Here is a 21,149-nt window from a genome sequence, read left to right as displayed (position 1 = left end):
TCACCCCTTGGTACGACCGATCATCAGATCCATGTTCTGCACGGCGGCACCCGAAGCGCCTTTGCCCAGATTGTCGAGGGAGGCGACGAGATTGACGAGCCCGGTGCCCTCCGTGCCGAAAACGTAAATCTTCAGGCGGTTGGAATTGCGCAACTCAGTAGGGTCGACGCGCGCCAGGGTGGAGCTGGTTTCAAGCGGAACGACTTCGACGATGTCCTGTCCAGCATAATGGGCGGTGAGCGCTTCATGCACCTTCGCAAGCGAGGGGCGACCGGACAGGGCGTCGAGATGCAGCGGCACCTGGACCAGCATACCCTGGTCGAACCTTCCAACACTGGGCGCGAAGATCGGATCTTTTGCCAGCAGGCCATGCTGACGCATTTCCGGCACGTGCTTGTGCTTGAGCGTCAGGCCATACAGAAAATGCGGGGCGCTGATTGCGTCCTCGCGGGTCGTATCTTCCATCTGCGCGATCATCTGCTTGCCTCCTCCGGTATAGCCTGAGACGGCATTGACGCTGACCGGATAGTCGGCATTCAGAATATCCGCCAGTACCAGCGGGCGCAGCAAAGCGATTGCGCCGGTCGGGTAGCAACCGGGATTGGACACGTAGCGGGCGTCTGCAATGCGCCCGGCCTGCGACCTTTCCATTTCGGCAAACCCATAGACCCAATCTGCATTGATACGATAGGCGGTCGAGGTGTCGATCACTTTGGTACGGCTGTTGCCGGAAAGCATGCCGACCGCCTCGCGCGAGGCATCGTCCGGCAGACAGAGAATGGCGACGTCCGCTGAATTCAGCAGATCTTCGCGCATGGCCCTGTTATGACGTTCGGCATGAGGAATGGACAGGACTTCGATATCATCGCGCGCGGCAAGACGTGTGCGAATCTGCAGGCCCGTGGTTCCGTGTTCGCCGTCGATGAAAATTTTCGCGCTCATGTCTTGTCCTATATTTCTCTGAACCGTTAACAGGTCATACTGGGGAAGCTGCGCAATTTCCAGCGGCAATCAGGGCTTCCTGCGTACCTTTCGTTCTGCGGCCAGACCCAGATAATGCATTGCAACCGTTGCACCGGCGATTGCCGTGATATCGGCGTGGTCGTAGGGCGGTGAGACCTCGACAATGTCCGCGCCGACAATATGCAGATGGGTGAGCCTGCGCAACACGCCAAGCATCTTTGCGCTGGAGGGGCCGCCTGCAACCGGCGTGCCTGTGCCTGGTGCAAATGCAGGATCGAGGCAATCTATGTCGAAGGTGATATAGGCCTGACGACCATCGACGCGCCGTTCAATCGCCGTGGCAATCTCGGCAACCGTCATGTCTTCCAACTCGTAGCCGTGCACGATCCTGATTCCGTGGCTTTCCGGCGCGTGGGTACGAATGCCGATCTGGATCGAGTAATCCGGGACGATCAGCCCTTCGCGTACGGCACGCGTGACAAAGGAACCATGATCGACACGCTTGCCATCGTCAGGCCATGTATCCTGATGCGCATCGAAATGCACCAGTGCCAACGGCCCGTGGCGCGCGGCATGCGCCTTGAGAAGGGGATATGTGACGGAATGGTCGCCGCCGAGGGAGATGAGAAGAGCGTCGGTGCGCAGCAGCTTTGCTGCTTCCTTCTCGACCAGGCGAGGCACGCGGTTGGGATAGCCGTAATCATGGAGAAAGTCGCCATAATCGATCACGGCTAGCTTGTCGAACAGATCCCGCTCGAACGGATATTGCGGATCATTGTCGAAGATTGTGGAGGCGCGCCGCATGGCTTGAGGGCCGAAACGCGCGCCGGGTCGGTTGGAGACGGCGCTGTCGAATGGGATGCCCCAGATGATGACGTCGGCGCCTGCGACGCGCTTCGAAAACTTGCGTCGCATGAAGGACAGTGCGCCCGCGTAGGTCGGATCACTGGCGGCGCCGGTAATCGGGCCGGGGACGAAGGCATTGTCGATCGAGGTCGATGGCATTTCTTTTCTCCCGCAGGTTTTACAGCGGTAAAGCAAATGCTGCGGGATACAATAACGAAAAAGGCGGACCGAAGCCCGCCTTTTCGAAGAGTGTGACAGAAGCGATTAGCGCTTCGAGAACTGGAAGGAGCGGCGAGCCTTGGCTTTACCGTACTTCTTACGTTCAACGACACGGCTGTCGCGGGTCAGGAAGCCGCCCTTCTTGAGAACGCCGCGCAGAGCGGGTTCATAATAGGTCAGCGCCTTGGAGATACCGTGACGAACGGCACCAGCCTGGCCCGAGAGACCGCCGCCAGCAACAGTGGCGATGATGTCGAACTGGCCGGAGCGGTTGGCAGCGACCAGCGGCTGCTGCAGGATCATCTGAAGGACCGGACGCGCGAAGTAGGCGTTGTATTCCTTCTTGTTGATGATGATCTTGCCGGAGCCCGGCTTGACCCAGACGCGTGCAATGGCGTCCTTGCGCTTGCCGGTAGCATAGGCGCGGCCCTGCTTGTCGAGCTTCTGGACGTGAACCGGAGCGGCTTCGACTTCCTTGGCTTCGACTGCGGAGCCGAGATCTGCGAGCGAGTTGAGCTCAGCCATGATTATTTGACCCTCTTGTTCTTGGCGTTCAGCGCGCCGACATCAAGCGTCGTAGGCTGCTGTGCTTCATGCGGATGCTCTGCGCCGGCATAGACGCGGAGGTTCTTCATCTGGCGACGGCCGAGAGGACCGCGCGGGATCATGCGCTCGATAGCCTTTTCAAGAACACGCTCCGGGAAGCGACCCTCGAGAATCTGGCGAGCGGTGCGCTCCTTGATGCCGCCCGGGTGGCCGGTGTGCCAGTAGTAAACCTTGTCGGTGTACTTCTTGCCGGTCAGCTCGACCTTGTCGGCGTTGATGATGATGACATTGTCGCCATCGTCGACGTGGGGGGTGAAGGTCGGCTTATGCTTGCCGCGCAGACGGTTGGCGACGAGGGTTGCTAGACGACCAACGACGAGACCTTCGGCGTCGATCAGCACCCACTTCTTCTCAACTTCTGCAGGCTTCTGCGAAAAAGTTTTCATGGTTCGTGCTCTTTCAAAAGACCTTCCTCGATGGAAGGCATTTCTTGTTGCTTGTATTGGCAGCTTTCGCGCCAACAAAAAGAACGACGGATATCATTCCAGCGTCCGGCGCAGTCTATAGATAAAAAGAAACAGGGCGTCAAGCGCTTGAAACTATCTAGTTATAAAATAAATCAATGAAATCAACGGCTTGATAATATGGTATAGGAATACCGCAATTATTATTGATCATCGAGGATAGCGACGGCGCGAATCCATCCAGCCGAAGCAGCCTTTATCTTCACCGGAAAGCACGAAACGGTAAAACCTGCGCTGGGGAGCAGGTCGAGATTGCACAATTTCTCCATGTGGCAATAGGCCTTGAAGCGACCGGCCTTGTGTCCTTCCCAGATAATCGAGGCGTCGTTTGTTTCCGCGAACCGGCGTGCCGTGTGCAGGAATGGAGCGTCCCAGCTCCACGCATCGGTGCCGGCCACCCGGACACCGCGATTCAGCAGATAGAGCGTTGCCTCACGCCCCATGCCACATCCGCGGTGAATATAGTCTGGCTCGCCGTAATGTGCCGCTGCGGCAGTGTTGATGAGCACGATGTCGAGTGGTGAGAGCATGTGTCCGATCCGTCGCAGCTCGTTTTCGACGTCCTGTGCCGTAACCACATAGCCGTCTTCCAGGTGGCGGAAATCCAGCTTCACACCCTTCTGAAAGCACCACTCAAGCGGTATTTCATCGATTGTTGTCGCCCGCATACCGTCCTCCATGGTGGGATGGTAATGCCAGGGCGCGTCCAGATGCGTCCCATTATGCGTCGTTAACATAATTTTCTCGACAGCCCAGCCCTTTCCATCCGGCAGGTGTGCCGCATCAAGTCCGGGAAAGAAGGGCAGGAGCTGGCCAAGACTCTGGCTGTGATCGAAATATTCGATCACAGGTTTCTGGATAGGCGGATCGGCAGGGGTGTCGTTATCTATGGCAACGGAAAGATCGATAAAACGAACCATGAAAAGTCCTTTCGCAAGCAGCAAATGAAGCGCTTTATCGAATCTTATCGCCAGAGAGGCCAGATCTAGCGTGATGACGCGGGGAGAGCAGGCGTTGGCGGGATTGAATAGGTGCCCGTGGCGTGGGCAGCGGTCTTCCCATCCGGTCCGACGAGATCGCAGTCAAAGACCATGAGGCTCTTCCCGAGCTTCAGGATGCGCGTATGCGCGCACAATTTTCCGGCTGCGGCCTTGCGCATGAAATTGATATTGAGATTGGTGGTTACCGATAGCGTATCCGGTCCACCGAAGGCCAGGATACAGATATAAGCCGCCACATCGGCAAGCGTAAACAGAGTCGGGCCGGAAATCGTATTGCCGGGGCGCAGGTGGCGCTCATCCGCCTCCATGGTCACGAGCGCGGTGCCGTCGCCCAGCGTTTCGGCGCGCAAGCTTTCAAAGCCGTTCGCAAGTTGCGGATATTCGCGATGGAGCAGCAAATTTACGTCTGCGATCGAAAGTCGCGGCTGCAAGTCGGTATGATGCGGCATAGGTCCCCCCTTACATATCCTTACATATCCTTGCATGCGTAGCATTGGATAGGTCGGCGTTGAAGACCGTGATCGTTGATCTGTTTCTTTCCGGTGCTAGTCTTCTTTTATCGAAAGGGAGGAGTTGGCATGGATAGTCCGGTCGAGACGGTGGTTGGCACGCGGGTCAAGCAGGAGCTGGAAAACGGCGTTCTGCGCTTGAAACTCGCCGCGCCGCCAGCCAATGCGCTTTCCATCGCCATGATGGCCGAGCTTTCGGATGCGCTGGTTGCGGCGGCCGAAAGTGCCGAGGTGCGTGTCATTATTCTCGCGGCGGAAGGCAAGGTCTTCTGCGCGGGACATGATCTGAAGGAGATGACGGCACATCGGAGCGATGAAGACGGTGGACGCGATTTCTTTTCAAAGACAATGGGATATTGCGCAACACTCATGCAGCAGATCATCCGTCATCCGAAAATCATCATCGCAGAGGTCCATGCGCTGGCCACGGCTGCCGGATGCCAGCTTGTAGCGAGCTGCGATCTCGCCGTCGCCGCGGATAATGCCGGCTTCTGCACACCGGGTGTGAATATAGGGCTTTTCTGCTCGACGCCGATGGTGGCGCTTTCGCGCAATGTCGGACGCAAGCACGCGATGGAGATGCTTGTGACCGGAGATACGGTTTCGGCCCAGGATGCCCTGCGTATCGGCCTCGTCAACAGAGTCGTGCCGCTTGATAAGCTGCGTGCCGAGGCGAGCGCTCTTGCCGTCAGGATCGCTTCGAAATCCGCGCGCACACTGAAGACCGGCAAGGAAGCCTTCTATCTCCAGGCAGAGATGGGCCTGGCGGAGGCATATGATTATACTGCCGGGATCATGGTGGAGAATATGCTCTACGACGATGCGTGCGAAGGAATTTCAGCCTTCATCGAAAAGCGTCATCCGCATTGGAAGGATTCATGAGCCATGAACCACGATAATTATTCCGACGAGTATATCCGTGACATTCTCCGCTCCGCGCGCACAATTGCCGTCGTCGGCGCCTCGATCAAGCCGGAACGCCCCAGCCACGGCGTGACACGCTTTCTCGTATCGCGTGGTTACGAGGTCTATCCGATCAATCCGGGGCAGGCCGGCAAGGAAATCGCGGGCAGAACGATCATCGCCTCCCTGGCTGATGTACCCGTGCCGATTGACATGATCGACGTGTTTCGCGAGTCGGCTGCCATGCAGAGCGTCGTCGATGAAGCCTTGGCACTTGGAACCAGGCCGAAGGTGATCTGGACGCAGCTTGGCGTGCGTGACGACGCGGCTGCAAGCGCGGCGGAAAGGGCCGGGATCAAGGTGGTGATGAACCGCTGCCCGGCAATCGAGACGCCGCGCCTTGGTCTTGATCGAATAGGGTAATCCCGTTCGCAAATACGCCGTTGCGGAGAACAAAATTTCTTATCAAGCGTTCAGGGGCGGGGCATCTTGCGCCTGTTCAGGATCCCGGCGCTTGTGCGCCAAGAGTAAGGTGAGGAGAGAGCATGTCAGAAAAAATCCCGGGCTTCGATACATTGGCCATTCATGCAGGCGCAAAGCCTGATCCCGCAACGGGCGCGCGCGCGACGCCGATCTATCAGACGACGGCCTATGTATTTCGCGACACGGAGCATGCGGGCAATCTGTTTGGCCTTCAGGAGGCGGGCAATATCTACACTCGCATCATGAATCCAACCCAGGGCGTGCTCGAAGAACGTATTGCGGGACTGGAAGGCGGCACGGCGGCGGTGGCTGTTGCTTCCGGACATGCCGCGCAGCTTCTGACGTTTCACACGATCCTGCGGCCTGGCGACAATTTCATTGCTTCGAGGCGGCTCTATGGCGGCAGCATCAATCAGTTCAACAACGCCTTCAAGAGTTTCGACTGGCATGTGCGATGGGCAGAGCCGCGCAATCCCGAGGAATTTGAAAGTCAGATCGACGAGCGCACGCGCGCCATCTATGTAGAGAGCCTTGCCAATCCGAATGGCGAATTCGTCGATCTTGAAGCAATTTCGGCCATTGCCCGCAAGCATGACCTCCCCTTCATCGTCGATAATACGCTGGCCACGCCTTACCTCCTGCGTCCCATCGAGTATGGGGCGGATATTGTTTTGCATTCGCTTACCAAGTTCATCGGTGGCCATGGCAATTCGATGGGCGGCATCATCATCGATGCCGGGACCTTCAACTGGTCGAAAAGCGACAATTATCCGATCCTTTCCGAGCCGCGCCCGGATTATGGCGGCGTCATCCTGCACAAGGCATTTGGCAATGCCGCGTTTGCTTATGCCGCACGCGTGGTCGGTTTGCGTGATTTCGGACCTGCAATTTCGCCGTTCAACGCCTTCCTGATCCTCAACGGCGTGGAAACGCTCGGCCTACGTGTTCAGCGCCATAGCGATAATGCGCTTGGCGTCGCACAACATCTGAAAGCGCATGAGAAGGTGAGCTGGGTCTCCTATCCGGGACTTCCGGATGATCCGAACCACGCGCTCCAACAGCGCTACTCGCCCAAGGGCGCGGGCGCCGTCTTCACATTCGGCGTGAAGGGCGGATTTGAGGCTGGTGTGAAATTCGTCGAAAAACTCAAGCTTTTCTCGCACCTCGCCAACATTGGAGACACGCGCTCACTCGTCATTCATCCGGCATCGACCACGCACCGTCAGTTGACGGATGAGCAGAAAGTCGCTGCAGGCGCAGGTCCGGACGTCATTCGTCTTTCGGTAGGGATCGAGGATGTGGCCGATCTGAAGGCCGACATCGATCAGGCGCTGACCGACTGATTCTGGGGAGGATCGCATGCTTTGAGCCGCTGCATCGTAGGGTGTGGCGGCTTTGCCGTTTGCGGGGTTGCGGGAGTGAAATCTTCATAAAACAATACCCGCCGGGGGAGGAGGTCCGGCGGGTATCGTTTGGGTCCGACCAGCGATCGGGAGGAGGAGATACTGGTCGTATTCACAGAGCCTGGGGAGGAGGAACGGCTCCGCGAAATTTCTTAGACCGAACGGCGTGCGACGAAAGGAATATCGCTGCGGGCAATGCCGATGTCGCTCAGCTCGCGGTTCGAAAGACGGTTCAGCTCGTTAACGGTGTCGCGATAACGGCGCCAATTACGGTAGTTGCGGATCAGGTTCATCGTGTATGGCTCTCGTTTGTGCGTTTTATTCGCTCTATTCTTTGTATGGCCGCTATATAGCTACGCCGGGCCTAGTCAAAAACACATAAGAATGCATGGCAGCCTTGCTGATTGTGCAACGCAACATGGCGCATTTGCGACATTGCCCTGTTTTGGCCCAGTGTGTTAATTGGAACTGTCTGAAAACATTAGATAGTTCGCGCTGAAGAACATGAATTCAGGCACTAAAAACACCCAAATCATGGTACGCGATCGCGTAATAAACAACGCAGGAAAAATCGTATATACTGGCTCTGTTCGGGCTGCTTGAGAGTTCAATTTAGTAGCAGGTTCGAAAAGTAGAGGGAAAAATCTATAGATGACTTTATGTGTGTCTTAAGCCATATTGGTTACGCATAAAGAATAAGTACGAAAGTAATATTATAGTATTAACGTCTTGTCGGAGTAGCTATATCTAATATCGTCACGCAGCACTGGGGGCAACATGGGACTGCATGGTATTAAAAATATAGTCGATTTCATCGACGGCAGTAACACATTCAGCTCGCGAGAGCAGGCCATATCGGAATTCGGCGCCGGTATTCGCAGGTTTGGTTTCGAGCACTACATTATCTCTAGCCTCAAGACGTGCGGAACCGCCGCGCAACCCTTGATCATAGCGACGAACTGGCCGGAAGAGTGGAAGGCACGCTATCTTTCGCAGCGTTATGTCCTTCATGACCCGGTTGCACAATGGGCTGTTCTACGCTCGCGTCCTTTCGAATGGGAGGTGGCCCGTCGGGCGAGTTCTTTCTCGAAGACAGTTCACCGTCTGAATGGAGAAGCCCGAGAACACGGTCTGGTGGATGGTGCTGTCATCCCTTACGTCGGATCCCGTCACGTGATCTCCGTATCAAGTCGGCACAAGATCGACTTCAGTCCGCGAACCGAACTTGGCCTTGTCATGATGACCGCCTATCTGAACATGGCCCTCGACCGACTGGGGTGCGATGGGAAAGCACCGCTGACCAATCGTGAGCGGGAAGTTCTTCACTGGGCGGCCTCCGGCAAGACCGCCTGGGAAACCTCGGAAATCCTTTCGATCGCCGAAGGAACGGTTCAGAACCATCTATGCAATATCCGTCGAAAGATGGAGGTAACCACGACGACGCAAGCTGTCGCGCACGCGATCCTGTCGGGTGATATCAGGCCGTGATCGCGTGGGCACGGGGGCAATCGCATCTCGTTTGATGCACCGGCGCTGACGCGGCAGTGCATCAAATAGTCGCGCAGAAGATTTCCTTGGGCGAGATATTTCTCGATACGAAGCGTTTGTCGCAAGATGCAGGAATTACAGAAACATTTCTATCATCGCACACCGCATTACCGAGAAATAGACAAAATCAATAAGAAGATTCTGCGGTAGGAACAGGTTTACCTTCGTTATATTAGAGGGAAACTGGGATGAGGGGAAAATGACTAGATTTTATCGCGAGGCGGCATTGTCGTCGACGGAGAAGAGAGGCCGGCCTCGTGTCGAGCGCTTTCCGCTTGATGATGAGCTAAAATTGAGCTCGCTCGAGCATATGCAGTCCTTGCTGATGGAGATGCGCCGTAACGCGCGCACCAATGGGTTCCCCATGCTCGGCTATCTGCTCGACATGTCCGTCATCGAAATAAAGGAAATCCGCGATAGTCTAGCGGACGGGCAGCCATGACGAGTAAGGGATAATAACCGGGCAATGCTGGAACGGTCGGACATGTGGGAGCGATGGCAGAACGTGCTTTTCCAGGCTCGCCTCTGCATCTAGGTCCGGTTCTCGCAGAACGGCTGTCGCCAGCCGGAACTGCGCGAGTGACCTATTTCCAGTATTTTAGCTTGGATGTCTTGCCGATACCTGGATTGAAGCAGTTGCAGGGGTCGAGAGCGCGATAATGCGCGGTGAGCGTCTCTTCCGCCTTGTAGAGGTGACCGACATTATGTTCGGCGGGATAGCGCGCATTGCGCTTTTCCAGGAGTTCCAACATTGCATTCTTCGTCGCCATCCAGTCAAAACCGGGCTTCAGGAGATAATCCTGGTGAAAGACGTGACAGAAGAAGTGCCCGTAATAGAGCTTGTGGATGAAGCGGCTATCGATTTCAGCCGGGAGTTTCTCCATCCACTCGCGATCGTTGCGGGCAAGGGCGATATCGAGCGCGATAACGCCGCCGGTCCTTTTGCCATGCACGGAATCGTAGCGCACGGCAGCACCGGCCGTGGCGAAGCGGTGCAGGAAGGCCGCAGCACCTTCGGCTTTGGTGCACTCGAACCAGTCGCCAGACACTTTCGGATAAAGTTGCGATAGCAGGGTCTGCAAGGCAGGCGCATCAGCCGCCGAGACCTTGATCATCAGGTGATGCTCGAAGCGGTCGCGAAATTGCTTCAGGCGTTCGGGTAGCGGAGAGGGCAGGAGATCGGCGATCTTCTGCATGATGCGATCGACCTGGCTGGCGGAGGTAAAGGGCATGCGGTCGAAAAAGGCTTCGATCCGGCTTTTCAGGCTAAAGAGCTTCGGCAGCCTGCGCGTGCCGAGCCTCTGCACGAGGTAATAGGTGTCCTTGCCATAGCGGGCGGAAATATCGAAGGCTTCGCGGTGGATATATTCGGCGGCTATCGGCAATGAGGCGCCGTCGGCCAGCATGCCGCGTCTGATTTCGGTCAGATCGTTCGGGTCGTTGGTTCCGATATAGAAGACCTCGGTTTCCTTTTCGGCTTCAAACGTGTCGAGACGCACGGCGAAGACTATGACCTTGCCGGCGGAGCCGGATGCCTCATGCAGGCACCGCTGATCTGCATTGTAGCGCGCAGGCGTCGCCGCATCGATCTCACGCACATAACGCACGTAATCCGGATCGGAGGCCGCTTTATCATCGCTCCAGTCGATGTCGTTCTCGGAATAAGCTTTCGTCTCGATGCGTCGGAGAATATCGGCCGGGTCGTTGCCGAGCGAAATGCCCAGATTATTGACGAGCTCGAGGCGTCCGTTATCGGTGACACGAGCATAAAGGGCCAGCTCCGTATAGGCCGGGCCGCGCCGTATCAGCGAACCGCCCGAATTATTGCAGATGCCGCCAATGACCGACGCGCCAAGGCAGGATGAGCCGATAACCGAATGCGGCTCGCGGCCGAGCGGCTGGAGGGCGGTTTCCAGCTCGTCCAGCGTCGTGCCGGGAAAGGCCAATACCTGTCGCCCACCGCCCAGCATGTGCAGCGACTTGATGCGCATTGTGTTTACCAGCACGACCGGGCGATCATAATCATTGCCAAAGGGCGTAGATCCGCCGGTAAGCCCTGTATTGGCGGCTTGGGCGATCACCGCTGCATCGGCTGCGATACTTGCCTCGATGACCTTCCACATCTCAACAAGCGTTCCCGGCTGGGCCACGGCGAGTGCATTGCCTTCACCCCATCGGTAGCCGTGGGTGAAACGCCGCATCTGCGAAGGTGTGGTCAGGAGATGTCTTGTTCCGACAATGGCTCGCAAATCGTCGAGCAGCGTCTGGGTCATTTCGTCAGTCCATGAGGCAATCGATTAGCCCCACCATATTCGCGCGCCCGTTTGTTTGGGAACAGATTTATGGTGAGGCCGACGTTTTGGGTCCACTATTTTATCGGTTGTGGACGGATTTATGAGAACTGGATACCTCCATCGATCATGACGGATTGGCCGGTCATGTAATCGGAATCGGAGGAAGCGAGGTAGGAAACGAAATTCGCCACGTCTTCCGGCACGGATACGCGCCCGAGATGGATGAGATCGGAATATTTCTCAATGGCCTGCCCCTTCTTGAGCCCTTCGTTCTGCGCCAACTTCTCGTCGATCAGATCCCACATCGCCGTGCCGACAATGCCCGGGCAGTAGGCATTGACGGTGATGCCATACTGCGCCCATTCCATAGCGGCTCCCTGGGTAAGGCCACGCACCGCCCATTTTGAAGCAGAGTAGGGCGAAAGAAGCGCGAAGGGTCGATAGGCGACGATGGATGCGGCACCGATGATCTTGCCACCTTTGCCCTGGCTTATCATCTGCTTGGCCGCAAGCTGGTAGGAAAGAAAGACGCCGCGCAGGTTGATCGCCATCATGCGATCCCAATCCTCCTGCGTGACTTCCAGAAGCGGCTTGACCTGCGCAATGCCGGCATTGGCGACCATTACGTCGAGGCTGCCGAGCGCGCTCACGCTCTCGTCTATCACTTTCCGTACGTCGGATTCGACCGAGACGTCGCCCGTCACCGCATGGCTCTTTCGGCCGATCTTCTCGATTTCGCTCTTGACGGCTTCGACTTCATCCCGGTTTGCATCAATATCATTGACCGAGACATTATGCCCATCCTGCGCCAGCCGCAGAGCAATGGCTTTGCCGATACCCCGTGCCGCGCCGGTGACGATAATATTACGTGTGTCTTCGTTCTTGCTCATGCATTCCTCCACTCAAGTTGCAAAGGGCCATTGCCGCGTGCGCATGCACGCGACCTGAAAACCCGATCGAAAGGTCTTTGGCGAAAGTCTAGTTGGTACGGATACTACGGACGGCGGCGCCACTTTCACGGTGACGTTTCGCTTCCATCGTCAGGATTTCCTCGGTCGTGTAGAGGCTTTCTCGCCCACCCGGCAGGAGCATGCCTTGTAGCTGTAAATCGATAAAGCGCATGCAGCAGACGCGGAGGAAAGAGGTGAAATTACCGAGGTCATGGCCCTCGTCGATGGACTCATTATAGAGCTGGTGCAGAAGCTGCGGCACGTTCATGTCGTCCCGCGCTGCAATTTCTTCCAGAACCATCCAGAACATCTTCTCCAGCCGTACGCTGGTGACCATGCCGTCCATACGGATCGAGCGCGTCTGGCTCTCCCACAGGGCGCAATCGGCCCCGACAAACAATCTGCACATGCATTCCTCCTGCGTCGTCGTGGCGACTGCGCTCCCACCTTCCAGTACCGGACGGGTGGGAGCTGTCTTCTACAAATCTCCGCGCTTCAGTTGCCCGGCAATATATTCGGCCTGCCGGATCGCCAGCGCAACAATGGTCAGCGTTGGATTGGCCGCCGCACCGGTCGTCATGACCGACCCATCTGAGACGAACAGGTTCGGCACGTCATGCGCGCGACCCCACTTGTCGACCACACCATCTTCCGCCTTCTCGCTCATGCGGCACGTGCCGAGATTATGCGTGGACGGGTAGGGCGGGGTGCGGTGCGAACCTGTCGCCCCGACCGCCTCGTAGAGCTTCTCCGCATGCTCGTAGGCATAGGTACGCATGGCGATGTCATTTTCGTGGTCATCGAAATGCACATTCGGTGCGGGCAGGCCCCATTGATCCTTCACGCTGTCGGAAAGCGTGACGCGGTTGGTGGCCTGAGGCATGTCCTCGCCGACGATCCACATGCCCGCAGTATTGGCATAAGATTCCATGATCTCGGCGAACTCCGGTCCCCAGCCGCCGGGTTCGGCGAAGGCAGCGAGAAATGCAGGGCCGAGTGCCAGCGTCTCCATGTAATAGCCGCCGACGAAACCGCGCGCGGGATCGTGCTTTGCCTCGTCGGCTATAATTCCGGCCATCGTCTCGCCGCGGTACATGCGCACGGGCTTGTCAAAGCGCGCATATACGGAGCCGGTGAGATGACGCATGTAGTTCCGGCCCACTTGGTCGGAACTGTTGGCCAGACCGTTGGGGAATTGACCGCTTTCGCTCATCAGAAGAAGACGTGGTGTCTCGATGGAATTACCTGCGACGCAGACGATCTTTGCAGCCTGTCGATGCAGATCACCGTTCTTGTCGACGTAAAGCACGGCATCGACCTTGCCGGTCCTGTCATGCGTGATGCGCACGACATGGCTTTCTGGCCGCAGATCGAGCAAGCCGGTTTCCAGCGCGCGCGGGATTTCGCGGACAAGGATCGACCATTTCGACTTGTTCTTGTCGCCCTGAAAATTGAAGCCGTCCTGAATGGAAGCCGGTCGCCCGTCATAAGGCTCGGCATTGGTGGCGTAAGGACCGGTCGCATACATCTTGTAGCCGACACGTTCCGCGCCATTGGCGAAAACCTTGTAATTATTATTGGCCGGCAGGGGTTTTCTGCCATGACGATGGGTCGAACCCATGGCGATCTCGGCCTTGTCGTAATACGGGGAAAGCTCTTCGAGCGTGATTGGCCAGTCGAGAAGCGCCGCACCTTTCACCTTGCCGTAGGTGGAAAGAGCCCGGAATTCATATTCCTGAAAACGTGGCGTGGCCCCAGACCAGTGGGTGGTCGTGCCGCCCACAGCCTTGACGATCCAGGCGGGTAATTCCGGAAAATCCTTTGTGATACGCCAGGAGCCACTTGTCGTGCGGGTGTCGAGCCAGGCCATCTGGCGAAAGGCTTCCCATTCATTGTTCTCATAATCCTCGTTCTTCAGGAAGGGGCCGGCTTCCAGGAGAACGACAGGAATTCCAGCCTTCGTGAGCTCGTAGGCAAGCGTACCGCCACCGGCACCTGATCCAACAATCACCACAGCTTCATCATCGCGTGAAATCGGCTTCATTGGTCACCTCCCTGATATTCTTCGATGCGTGGCTCAGGCAACCAGTCGAGATCGTTGAAGCCGCGATTTACATAGCCTCCCTTGTCGAAGCTCGGGCCTTCATAGCCCAGCAACTCCCAGACCTCCGGATCGTCATAGAGCGTGACAACCGCAGTGCTGCGCACGAGCTTGAAGAAGGCGGTAGACTCGATGGATTTCAGATGGTTATAGGCGGCCTCTTCATCGAGGTCGGCGAAGCCGGCGGCGGCCAGATCATACAGGGCGCTGGCGAAGGCGACCTTCTGGGCGGGGGATGCTTCTGCGGCTTTGAAGATGGCGTTGGCGGTACGTTCGTAGGGCGCATCACCGAAACGTTTGTGCGGGTACATTGCCCGAACCATCCGCACCAGGAGCTTGCAACTCGCTGAGTCCTTGGCAGGATCGAGCGGGAAGCCTCCCGGATCCGTCTTTGCGACGGCGGTCGGTGAGGTGGAGCTCGGCGATACGAGCCCCTTGGTTGCTGTTGTCATGCGTGTCTCCTCCCAAAGTCAGCTGACTGATATGATCTGTCGTTCAGTTAGACGTATCGGCCTCCCTTCTGGATGACTTCGATCTGATAGCCGTCGGGATCCTGAACGAAGAAGAAGCGCGTCAAGGTCTTTCCGTTGTGCTGGAAATCCACGAGCTTGCGCGGTGAAAAACCTTCCTTCTCGAAGCGTGCGTGCTCAGCATCGACATCATCGACCACGAAGGCTGAGTGACCGTAACCGTCGCCCAGATCGTAGGGCTGGTCACGATCCTTGTTCACCGTAAGCTCGAGTTCAAATGTATTCTCGGCATTGGCGAGGTAGATCAGCGTGAAACCTTCAAAATCAAGACGTTCGGCAATTTTGAGGCCGAACGCTTTCTCGTAGAAATCGACCGAACGTTTTTCGTCAAGAACGCGGATCATGCTGTGCACGAACTTTGCCATGCAGTTCCTCCTGTAATGCTATGTTGATCAGAGCCTAGACCAGAGAAATCGCGTGCAGGTATTATCTTCATACTACACACGCGATTATCCGTCACGGCGGAGCGAATAAGCGGACACGCTGTCGTGATGGCGGCAAGCGGGCAAGGCTGCAAGACCAGGATGGCAAAAAGCCGTCAATAATGAGAGGAGCACTGCCCACGGCTAAGCGGGCAATGCTCACGATGTTCGATACGCGTCTCCAAATGCCGTTCGAGCCGGTTCAGGTTCAAGCGGAACTTGTTGCTCTTATTAATATTAGTATTAGCTAAATAGAGAATGGTCCGATCCATTATGGGAGGCCGGCATGCGTATTCTAGCAGCTGGATTTAGGACATGTGCCGCGGGTGCGGCTCTTGCTTCCGGTTACGACCGCGATCTGACTGCGCTGTGCCGCGCATTGCGCCAGTAGTCTCTGAAGGCAACAAAGCGATGGGCAGCTCGCAGGGTTGCCCATCTTGCCTGGCTTTCGGGCGCAATCAACTCATTTCCTGGTCGTCGGAACCGGTATGACCAAGGAATGCATCCAGTTCGGCAGCGGTTACCGGCGCCTCGAAGGTTCGCCTGATCTTGCCGTTTTCGTCGACAATGATCGCCTCGAATTCCGGGTTAGCGTCCGACCAGAACCGTGAGCGTGTGGCTGAGGGGGTCTCATTGTCCGGTAATTCGCCTGCGATAATATGTATGCCACCGTGATCGAGACAGTAAACAAGCAGATCCTTGCTCTGAAGGATGCGTCTATCGGCGTTCAGGAAATCAGTCTGCCGGCTGAGAAGTTCGAGATTGGAGCCAGTGAAGATAAAAGCGCGCTGCGTCCATTGCGGTGTTTTCATTAGTGCCTCCTATGGGGCGCTAACACATTAAAAGCGCGAAGGTTCGCACTGATTTATCTATAGATGCCGAAGTTGCGCGACCGGCTCGTTCCCCATACGGATGTCGGAAAAGCCAACCCGATCTTGATGAGTGGTGCGGATGAGATGCCGTTGAGCTGCCGATATTAACCATCCGATATGTTTCCTGTTGATGGCGCGAGCAAATTTTAGTCATTTCGAGCGCAGGTTTCGCTACGGGGTTCAGGATCAGATGAAGATTATTGGCTTTGGCATGGTCGCGTCATTATCGCTGTTACTTGCCGCGTGTGTAAGTGATCAGGAAATAGATCAGGATAAATGCTCGTCATTCGGCTTCAGACCGGGAACGGATGCTTTTTCGAATTGCATGATGAACCAGAATACGCAGCGGGCGGATGATGAGCGTCGTTTCCTCGATAGAATGCAGGCGGATGAGCAGCGTGATCGCGACAGGAAGAATGCCCAAAGAGATCGCGATATTGATACCAGGCCGCAGTTTGACAAGGACGGCAACCCGAATTTCGATACTGAGGGGAACTACCAAGGTTGCCACGGTGTAGGCTGCCTCGTTGACAATCCCGACACATAAAGTCGCTTCGCAAAGAGCGTGAGGCTTGGGCAGCGTAGCCCATAGAGCCCGTCATGTCTTCGGCAGCGGCGGGCTTTTCAAGCTCGGATGCTAGTGTTTACGAAATCGAACTCTTCCTGCGGATCGACAAGGATGCTTTCGGAGCGAACCTCTTTGCCGTTTTCAAAACCGCTATTCCGATTTGGCAGATGCGCCGCATTCTCGCATTCGCCGTCTCAGCATCAATCGCCACAAATTCATGCATATCCCCGTACTGCCAGACCGTCGTTGGTAGTTTCCTGGAGGGTAGGGCGTCGAGCCGTCCAAAACTAGCAGGTGCCGAGACGTTCGGTTCCTAATGTCCACGAATGTTCAGGTAGTTTGAATTTTACAGAAAATCGCTGAGCATTTTATTTTGGTGCGGATGAGAGGAATCGAACCTCCACGCCTTGCGGCGCTGGAACCTAAATCCAGTGCGTCTACCAGTTCCGCCACATCCGCCCGTTCGTGACCGGCAAGTCTATGTCACACTTCGCTGATGCAATTCAAGTGGGCTCTTTCATCTTGTGCACATGGGAAAGCGATCTGGTCACCGGCTGCGCCTCAAATGGCCGCCCAGTTTATGTCGCCAGCCGTCCGTCGGTTTATGGCCGAAACCCCGTAAAATTACCCGAACCGGCCTAATTGCGCAAAATGCAACAAGTGCTAATATAGTTGTCGCATTCTCATGAAATACTAAAGATCGTGCCGGTTTGTGCGGGTTGTCGCATGCCGGAATCGACAAGGCGTTGATGGCGTTGGTCGGCATCTGCGGGTGCAAAGCGTTGCGGGGTGTATCATGATTGGGTCGAGCGCAATATCGTCGGGACGTCCTCTCGAGCCTGAGGAACTGGCGCATCTCAATCGGGTCTTCAACCATCATTGCGACAGGGCGAAAATCGACCCGAATTCTGTCCAGGCAAGTGCAATAGCCAGCGTTCTCATCTCCGCCTATCAGCATGGGATCAGGGCGAAGGCCGATTTGTTACGCCAACTGGAAGGCCATTCTTCAAGTGCGGGACAGAGCTCCTTGTTTGACCGGACAAATGAAACGGCGCCGTGATCCTCGATTTTCCGCGCTGCGAATCTGCTATCGCGATGATTTTGCTGTCTGAATAGACCTCCGGCTGTCGGCTGTCGGGGCACAGGGACGTCCATGCGTATGAGCATTGGCGGGCAACTGGCGTGGCTAATCATTGGCCTGCATAGGTAATGGCTGTGAATGCAGTTGAAAAAAAGAACCGCGTGTGACACAAGGCCAAGCGAAAACGAAGGTTCGGAGCGTGATTTTCGTCGGGAAGCGCACGTCAGTGATTTCTTCCGATGACGAGGCGGTGACGAAGCTTTCCTGTTTGCCACGCGGTCGCATCGCGGCTTCAAGGCGAGCGGAAGGTTTTCAGGCGAGCTTATGGTTCTTGTGAAAGGATCGGGCTTTATCCATCGCCGCGGTTGCAATCGCTGCCGTAATCACGAAAAGGCGATCCGAGAGTGTTCGGCTGTGCGCAATCCTCCGGATTTGCGCCGGTTGTGCCCAAAATAACCGTATTTGCTGCCAAACAAGAGGTTCTGGCGCAATTCGGAAAAGCATCCGGGCGGACGCAGGACGAAGGGTTCTTGTGGCTGCCATAACGAGACAAAGGTTTGATGATGCAGGTTACTGAGACCCTCAATTCCGGTCTGAAGCGCGAGCTCAAGATTGTTGTTCCGGCTTCCGACATGGAAGCGCGCCTTCAGGAGCGTCTGAACGACGCCAAGGACAAGGTTCAGCTCAAGGGCTTCCGTCCCGGCAAGGTGCCGGCTGGCCATCTGCGCAAGATGTACGGCAAGTCCTTCATGGCCGAAGTCGTCAACGAAATCCTCAACAACTCGGTTCGCGACATTCTGGCAGAGCGTGGCGAAAAGTCCGCCATGCAGCCGGAAGTTAAGATGACGGAAGACGAAGCAGAGGCCGACAAGGTTCTGTCCGGCAATGCCGACTTCCAGTTCGAACTGGTCTATGAGGTTTTGCCGAACATCGAACTGAAGGATGTTTCCGGCATCAAGATCAATCGTCCGGTCTACGAAGTGCCGGCCGAAGAGATTGAAGAACAGGCCCGCAAGATCACCGCTTCGGCGCGTGAATACGAAACCAAGAAGGGCAAGGCCGCGCTCTGGGATAAGGTTGTCCTCGACTATCTCGGCAAGATCGACGGCGAGCCCTTTGACGGCGGCGCTGCTGAGGATTCCGAGCTGATCCTCGGATCGGGTCAGTTCATTCCCGGCTTCGAGGAAGAACTCGTTGGCTTCAAGGCCGGCGACGAAAAGCCGATCAAAGTGACTTTCCCGGAGAATTACCAGGCTGCGCATCTGGCGGGCAAGGAAGCGATCTTCGAAATCAAGGTCAAGGACGTCCTGGCACCGAAGTCGACTGAAATCGACGACGAAACCGCTTCCAAGCTGGGCGTCGAAAGCGCCGAAAAGCTGCGTGAACTCGTCCGTACGCAGATCGAAGGCGAATTCAGCCAGATTACCCGCCAGAAGATCAAGCGTCAGCTTCTTGACGCGCTTGATGGTGAATACCAGCTCGAAACCCCATCCAAGCTGGTCGAGAGCGAGTTCAACAATATCTGGGGTCAGGTCACCGCTGATCTTGCTGCCGCCGACCGCACTTTCGAAGATGAAGAAACGACCGAGGACGAAGCACGCGCCGAATATCAGCGCCTTGCAGAACGCCGCGTTCGTCTTGGTCTGGTTCTGGCCGATATTGGCGAAAAGGCCAATGTTCAGGTTTCGGAAGAAGAGCTGCAGCGCGCTCTGTTCGACGTCGTTCGTCGCTACCCGCCGGCCCAGCAGCAGCAGGTCTTCGAGTTCTACCGTTCGAACCCGCAAGCCGTTACCAGCCTGCGTGCGCCGATCTTCGAAGAAAAGGTTGTCGATCATCTGCTGACGCAGGTTTCGGTTACCGATCAGAAGGTTTCGAAGGAAGAGCTGTTGGCTGACGACGAAGCTGAAGCTGCCGAAAAGCCTGCAAAGAAGAAAGCGGCTCCGAAGAAGAAGGTTGCTGCCGAGGGCGAAGAAGCCGCTGAAAAGCCAGCGCCAAAGAAGAAGGCTGCTGCCAAGAAGGCCGACGCCGAATAACGCTCTTAGATAATGCACGCATCTGAAAAGCCGGACAGCAATGTCCGGCTTTTTTGTCTGGGTCCCCGTATAAGTCCGGATTGTCGCTCTCCTGCACCCCTTTTAATTATCGGATGCAAACAAGGAGGCAATACATGACCGATTATCAACCGGCGACACCTCGCGATCCATCCCCGGCAGCGACCAAGCAGGGGCTATGGATGACCACATTTGAAGCCGAGATAAGTGCCATGAGTAGCAGGACGGACGCGCAGTTGGCGGCGTTTGATGCCGTTCACGGCTCATATGAGACGCAGGACGCGGCGACGCGTGAAGAACGGGAGGAAATCCTGATCGACTATTACGCGAAGATGCTGGCTCTGCTGGAAAGTCCTTATGATGATTATAATCTGACGGATAATTCCATTCAGGCTTTTCCAGAAACGGCTATCGATCTCTTCGCATAAAGTCTCACATCATATTAAGGCCACGCAAGCTTGCGTGGCCTTGCTTGCCTATGATGATGTGGTCGTGCACCACTACGCCCAGCGGCTTGGCAATGTCGACGATCTGACGGGTCATGTCGACATCGGCACGCGAGGGAGCAGGATCGCCTGAAGGGTGGTTGTGGACCAGAAGCAGGGCACTTGCGGAAAGTTCGAGCGCTCGCTTCACAACCTCGCGTGGATAGACCGGCGTATGATCGACCGTTCCTGACTGCTGCAATTCGTCGGCAATGAGATAATTTTTCTTGTCGAGAAAGAGCACGCGAAAATGCTCTTTCGGCTCAAAGGCCATTGCAGCCCGACAATAATCCAGGACCTGTGCCCATGAAGAAAGCAGTTCGCGTTTTTGTACTGCGCCGCGCGTCATGTGCTGGGCGGCAGCCGCGACCATCTTGAGATCGAAGGCAGCGGCTTCGCCAATTCCTGGAACTTCGCGGAGCAGGCGCTCGGGAGCTCCGAAGACCTCTGCAAGGCTGCCGAAGCGTTTGAGCAACGCTTTGGCAGGCTGCTTTGTGTCAGCGCGGGGGATGGAGCGGAACAGGATAATTTCAAGTATCTCGTAATCTGCGAGCGCGGCGGCGCCTTGTTCGCGGAAGCGTTCGCGCAGTCGTTCGCGATGGCCGAGATAGTGCGGCTTCTCGCCTGCTTTTGTGCGTCGCCGGGATGGCGTCTCGGAGCGCTCAGGGTGAGGGGCAGGAGCGGAACCTTCCAGCAGGGCCTCCACCCGATCAGGTGCGGGAAGATCGAAGAAACTGCGTTCCTCCGCAATTTCATTGGCCGCAATCTGCTTTTCGCTCTGCCCGCTCATGCGCCCCCCAAAATCCCTCAAAACGCAGTCTGGACCCTATTCCTATCTGTCAACCACTCG

At 56.3% G+C, this 21,149-nt stretch carries 22 protein-coding genes, 1 tRNA gene and 1 pseudogene; 8 read left to right on the top strand and 16 right to left on the bottom strand.

Going from position 1 to position 21,149, the window contains the following annotated elements; genetic code table 11:
* The 6 genes from argC to IE151_RS15715 all read right to left on the bottom strand — a co-directional run bounded on the left by argC (position 1) and on the right by IE151_RS15715 (position 4,548).
* Positions 1–942 (bottom strand): N-acetyl-gamma-glutamyl-phosphate reductase, encoded by a 942-nt coding sequence (gene argC / locus IE151_RS15740; RefSeq protein WP_189492358.1) that lies wholly within the window; start codon positions 940–942, stop codon positions 1–3.
* 69 nt (positions 943–1,011) lie between these two features.
* Entirely contained in the window at positions 1,012–1,968 is a 957-nt protein-coding gene (speB, locus tag IE151_RS15735) for an agmatinase (RefSeq protein WP_189492355.1), read from the bottom strand.
* 105 nt (positions 1,969–2,073) lie between these two features.
* The gene (gene rpsI / locus IE151_RS15730; protein WP_189492351.1) at positions 2,074–2,553 is read right to left on the bottom strand and encodes a 30S ribosomal protein S9; all 480 of its coding nucleotides are present in this window, start codon (positions 2,551–2,553) and stop codon (positions 2,074–2,076) included.
* A gap of 2 nt (positions 2,554–2,555) precedes the next feature.
* The gene (gene rplM / locus IE151_RS15725) at positions 2,556–3,020 is read right to left on the bottom strand and encodes a 50S ribosomal protein L13 (protein ID WP_189492348.1); all 465 of its coding nucleotides are present in this window, start codon (positions 3,018–3,020) and stop codon (positions 2,556–2,558) included.
* Positions 3,021–3,241: 221 nt separating this feature from the next.
* Positions 3,242–4,018 carry a cyclase family protein gene (locus tag IE151_RS15720; RefSeq protein WP_189492344.1) on the bottom strand — a complete coding sequence of 259 codons (777 nt, stop codon included), beginning with the start codon at positions 4,016–4,018 and terminating at the stop codon, positions 3,242–3,244.
* Positions 4,019–4,083: 65 nt separating this feature from the next.
* Complete coding sequence (locus IE151_RS15715) at positions 4,084–4,548, bottom strand: PaaI family thioesterase (RefSeq protein WP_189492341.1); 465 nt, start codon at positions 4,546–4,548, stop codon at positions 4,084–4,086.
* A gap of 129 nt (positions 4,549–4,677) precedes the next feature.
* Here IE151_RS15715 and IE151_RS15710 point away from each other — a divergent pair, with 129 nt between their 5' ends.
* The 3 genes from IE151_RS15710 (at position 4,678) to IE151_RS15700 (ending at position 7,337) form a co-directional block, all read left to right on the top strand.
* Positions 4,678–5,490, top strand: a complete 813-nt coding sequence (locus IE151_RS15710) for an enoyl-CoA hydratase (protein ID WP_189492338.1) — start codon at positions 4,678–4,680, stop codon at positions 5,488–5,490.
* 3 nt (positions 5,491–5,493) lie between these two features.
* Positions 5,494–5,934 (top strand): CoA-binding protein, encoded by a 441-nt coding sequence (locus IE151_RS15705; protein WP_189492335.1) that lies wholly within the window; start codon positions 5,494–5,496, stop codon positions 5,932–5,934.
* A gap of 122 nt (positions 5,935–6,056) precedes the next feature.
* Complete coding sequence (locus IE151_RS15700; protein ID WP_189492332.1) at positions 6,057–7,337, top strand: O-acetylhomoserine aminocarboxypropyltransferase; 1,281 nt, start codon at positions 6,057–6,059, stop codon at positions 7,335–7,337.
* 212 nt (positions 7,338–7,549) lie between these two features.
* Here the strand turns inward: IE151_RS15700 and IE151_RS15695 are convergent, their stop codons facing one another.
* Complete coding sequence (locus tag IE151_RS15695) at positions 7,550–7,690, bottom strand: DUF1127 domain-containing protein (protein WP_189492329.1); 141 nt, start codon at positions 7,688–7,690, stop codon at positions 7,550–7,552.
* Positions 7,691–8,174: 484 nt separating this feature from the next.
* On the opposite strand from IE151_RS15695, the gene IE151_RS15690 reads away from it, so the two are divergent.
* Complete coding sequence (locus IE151_RS15690) at positions 8,175–8,885, top strand: LuxR family transcriptional regulator (protein ID WP_189492325.1); 711 nt, start codon at positions 8,175–8,177, stop codon at positions 8,883–8,885.
* Between the two features lie 259 nt (positions 8,886–9,144).
* The gene (locus IE151_RS15685; protein WP_189492322.1) at positions 9,145–9,387 is read left to right on the top strand and encodes a hypothetical protein; all 243 of its coding nucleotides are present in this window, start codon (positions 9,145–9,147) and stop codon (positions 9,385–9,387) included.
* Positions 9,388–9,529: 142 nt separating this feature from the next.
* Here IE151_RS15685 and dld read toward each other — a convergent pair whose 3' ends face one another.
* The 7 genes and pseudogenes from dld to IE151_RS15650 all read right to left on the bottom strand — a co-directional run bounded on the left by dld (position 9,530) and on the right by IE151_RS15650 (position 16,054).
* Positions 9,530–11,218, bottom strand: a complete 1,689-nt coding sequence (dld, locus tag IE151_RS15680) for a D-lactate dehydrogenase (protein WP_189492319.1) — start codon at positions 11,216–11,218, stop codon at positions 9,530–9,532.
* A gap of 119 nt (positions 11,219–11,337) precedes the next feature.
* A complete protein-coding gene (locus IE151_RS15675) occupies positions 11,338–12,129 on the bottom strand; it encodes an acetoin reductase (protein WP_189492316.1) in 792 nt (263 codons plus the stop codon).
* A gap of 198 nt (positions 12,130–12,327) precedes the next feature.
* Positions 12,328–12,598 (bottom strand): annotated as a pseudogene (locus IE151_RS15670) (ribbon-helix-helix domain-containing protein); the annotation flags it as partial.
* A gap of 69 nt (positions 12,599–12,667) precedes the next feature.
* Positions 12,668–14,233 (bottom strand): GMC family oxidoreductase, encoded by a 1,566-nt coding sequence (locus tag IE151_RS15665; RefSeq protein WP_189492310.1) that lies wholly within the window; start codon positions 14,231–14,233, stop codon positions 12,668–12,670.
* Positions 14,230–14,742 (bottom strand): hypothetical protein, encoded by a 513-nt coding sequence (locus tag IE151_RS15660; protein WP_210310904.1) that lies wholly within the window; start codon positions 14,740–14,742, stop codon positions 14,230–14,232. The genes IE151_RS15665 and IE151_RS15660 overlap by 4 nt, the downstream gene beginning before the upstream one ends.
* Before the next feature lie 47 nt (positions 14,743–14,789).
* Positions 14,790–15,185 carry a VOC family protein gene (locus IE151_RS15655; protein WP_189492307.1) on the bottom strand — a complete coding sequence of 132 codons (396 nt, stop codon included), beginning with the start codon at positions 15,183–15,185 and terminating at the stop codon, positions 14,790–14,792.
* 515 nt (positions 15,186–15,700) lie between these two features.
* On the bottom strand, positions 15,701–16,054 hold the full coding sequence (locus IE151_RS15650; RefSeq protein ID WP_189492304.1) for a hypothetical protein: 354 nt from the start codon (positions 16,052–16,054) through the stop codon (positions 15,701–15,703).
* A gap of 250 nt (positions 16,055–16,304) precedes the next feature.
* Between IE151_RS15650 and IE151_RS15645 the strand changes: the two genes are divergently transcribed.
* Positions 16,305–16,661, top strand: coding sequence for a hypothetical protein (locus tag IE151_RS15645; RefSeq protein ID WP_189492301.1), 357 nt, complete (start codon positions 16,305–16,307; stop codon positions 16,659–16,661).
* A 395-nt stretch (positions 16,662–17,056) separates the two neighbouring features.
* Here IE151_RS15645 and IE151_RS15640 read toward each other — a convergent pair.
* A tRNA-Leu gene (locus IE151_RS15640) sits at positions 17,057–17,141 on the bottom strand.
* Positions 17,142–18,326: 1,185 nt separating this feature from the next.
* Between IE151_RS15640 and tig the strand changes: the two genes are divergently transcribed.
* Together tig and IE151_RS15630 are read left to right on the top strand one after the other, a co-directional pair.
* The gene (gene tig / locus IE151_RS15635) at positions 18,327–19,796 is read left to right on the top strand and encodes a trigger factor (protein WP_189492651.1); all 1,470 of its coding nucleotides are present in this window, start codon (positions 18,327–18,329) and stop codon (positions 19,794–19,796) included.
* Between the two features lie 134 nt (positions 19,797–19,930).
* A complete protein-coding gene (locus IE151_RS15630) occupies positions 19,931–20,242 on the top strand; it encodes a hypothetical protein (protein WP_189492299.1) in 312 nt (103 codons plus the stop codon).
* A 4-nt stretch (positions 20,243–20,246) separates the two neighbouring features.
* Here IE151_RS15630 and radC read toward each other — a convergent pair whose 3' ends face one another.
* Positions 20,247–21,089, bottom strand: a complete 843-nt coding sequence (gene radC / locus IE151_RS15625) for a RadC family protein (RefSeq protein WP_189492296.1) — start codon at positions 21,087–21,089, stop codon at positions 20,247–20,249.
* Positions 21,090–21,149: the final 60 nt, after the last annotated feature.

Source organism: Limoniibacter endophyticus (assembly GCF_014652835.1).
GTDB lineage: Bacteria > Pseudomonadota > Alphaproteobacteria > Rhizobiales > Rhizobiaceae > Limoniibacter > Limoniibacter endophyticus.
This window is presented reverse-complemented; position numbering and strand designations above follow the sequence as displayed.

Coding starts and splice junctions, on each gene's coding strand:
- IE151_RS15695 (WP_189492329.1), bottom strand. CDS start 7,690: ATGAACCTGATCCGCAACTACCGTAATTGGCGCCGTTATCGCGACACC.
- IE151_RS15705 (WP_189492335.1), top strand. CDS start 5,494: ATGAACCACGATAATTATTCCGACGAGTATATCCGTGACATTCTCCGC.
- IE151_RS15700 (WP_189492332.1), top strand. CDS start 6,057: ATGTCAGAAAAAATCCCGGGCTTCGATACATTGGCCATTCATGCAGGC.
- dld (WP_189492319.1), bottom strand. CDS start 11,218: ATGACCCAGACGCTGCTCGACGATTTGCGAGCCATTGTCGGAACAAGA.
- speB (WP_189492355.1), bottom strand. CDS start 1,968: ATGCCATCGACCTCGATCGACAATGCCTTCGTCCCCGGCCCGATTACC.
- rplM (WP_189492348.1), bottom strand. CDS start 3,020: ATGAAAACTTTTTCGCAGAAGCCTGCAGAAGTTGAGAAGAAGTGGGTG.
- argC (WP_189492358.1), bottom strand. CDS start 942: ATGAGCGCGAAAATTTTCATCGACGGCGAACACGGAACCACGGGCCTG.
- IE151_RS15645 (WP_189492301.1), top strand. CDS start 16,305: ATGAAGATTATTGGCTTTGGCATGGTCGCGTCATTATCGCTGTTACTT.
- IE151_RS15715 (WP_189492341.1), bottom strand. CDS start 4,548: ATGCCGCATCATACCGACTTGCAGCCGCGACTTTCGATCGCAGACGTA.
- IE151_RS15650 (WP_189492304.1), bottom strand. CDS start 16,054: ATGAAAACACCGCAATGGACGCAGCGCGCTTTTATCTTCACTGGCTCC.
- rpsI (WP_189492351.1), bottom strand. CDS start 2,553: ATGGCTGAGCTCAACTCGCTCGCAGATCTCGGCTCCGCAGTCGAAGCC.
- IE151_RS15660 (WP_210310904.1), bottom strand. CDS start 14,742: ATGACAACAGCAACCAAGGGGCTCGTATCGCCGAGCTCCACCTCACCG.
- IE151_RS15630 (WP_189492299.1), top strand. CDS start 19,931: ATGACCGATTATCAACCGGCGACACCTCGCGATCCATCCCCGGCAGCG.
- IE151_RS15655 (WP_189492307.1), bottom strand. CDS start 15,185: ATGGCAAAGTTCGTGCACAGCATGATCCGCGTTCTTGACGAAAAACGT.
- IE151_RS15685 (WP_189492322.1), top strand. CDS start 9,145: ATGACTAGATTTTATCGCGAGGCGGCATTGTCGTCGACGGAGAAGAGA.
- IE151_RS15690 (WP_189492325.1), top strand. CDS start 8,175: ATGGGACTGCATGGTATTAAAAATATAGTCGATTTCATCGACGGCAGT.
- IE151_RS15720 (WP_189492344.1), bottom strand. CDS start 4,018: ATGGTTCGTTTTATCGATCTTTCCGTTGCCATAGATAACGACACCCCT.
- radC (WP_189492296.1), bottom strand. CDS start 21,089: ATGAGCGGGCAGAGCGAAAAGCAGATTGCGGCCAATGAAATTGCGGAG.
- tig (WP_189492651.1), top strand. CDS start 18,327: ATGCAGGTTACTGAGACCCTCAATTCCGGTCTGAAGCGCGAGCTCAAG.
- IE151_RS15710 (WP_189492338.1), top strand. CDS start 4,678: ATGGATAGTCCGGTCGAGACGGTGGTTGGCACGCGGGTCAAGCAGGAG.
- IE151_RS15665 (WP_189492310.1), bottom strand. CDS start 14,233: ATGAAGCCGATTTCACGCGATGATGAAGCTGTGGTGATTGTTGGATCA.
- IE151_RS15675 (WP_189492316.1), bottom strand. CDS start 12,129: ATGAGCAAGAACGAAGACACACGTAATATTATCGTCACCGGCGCGGCA.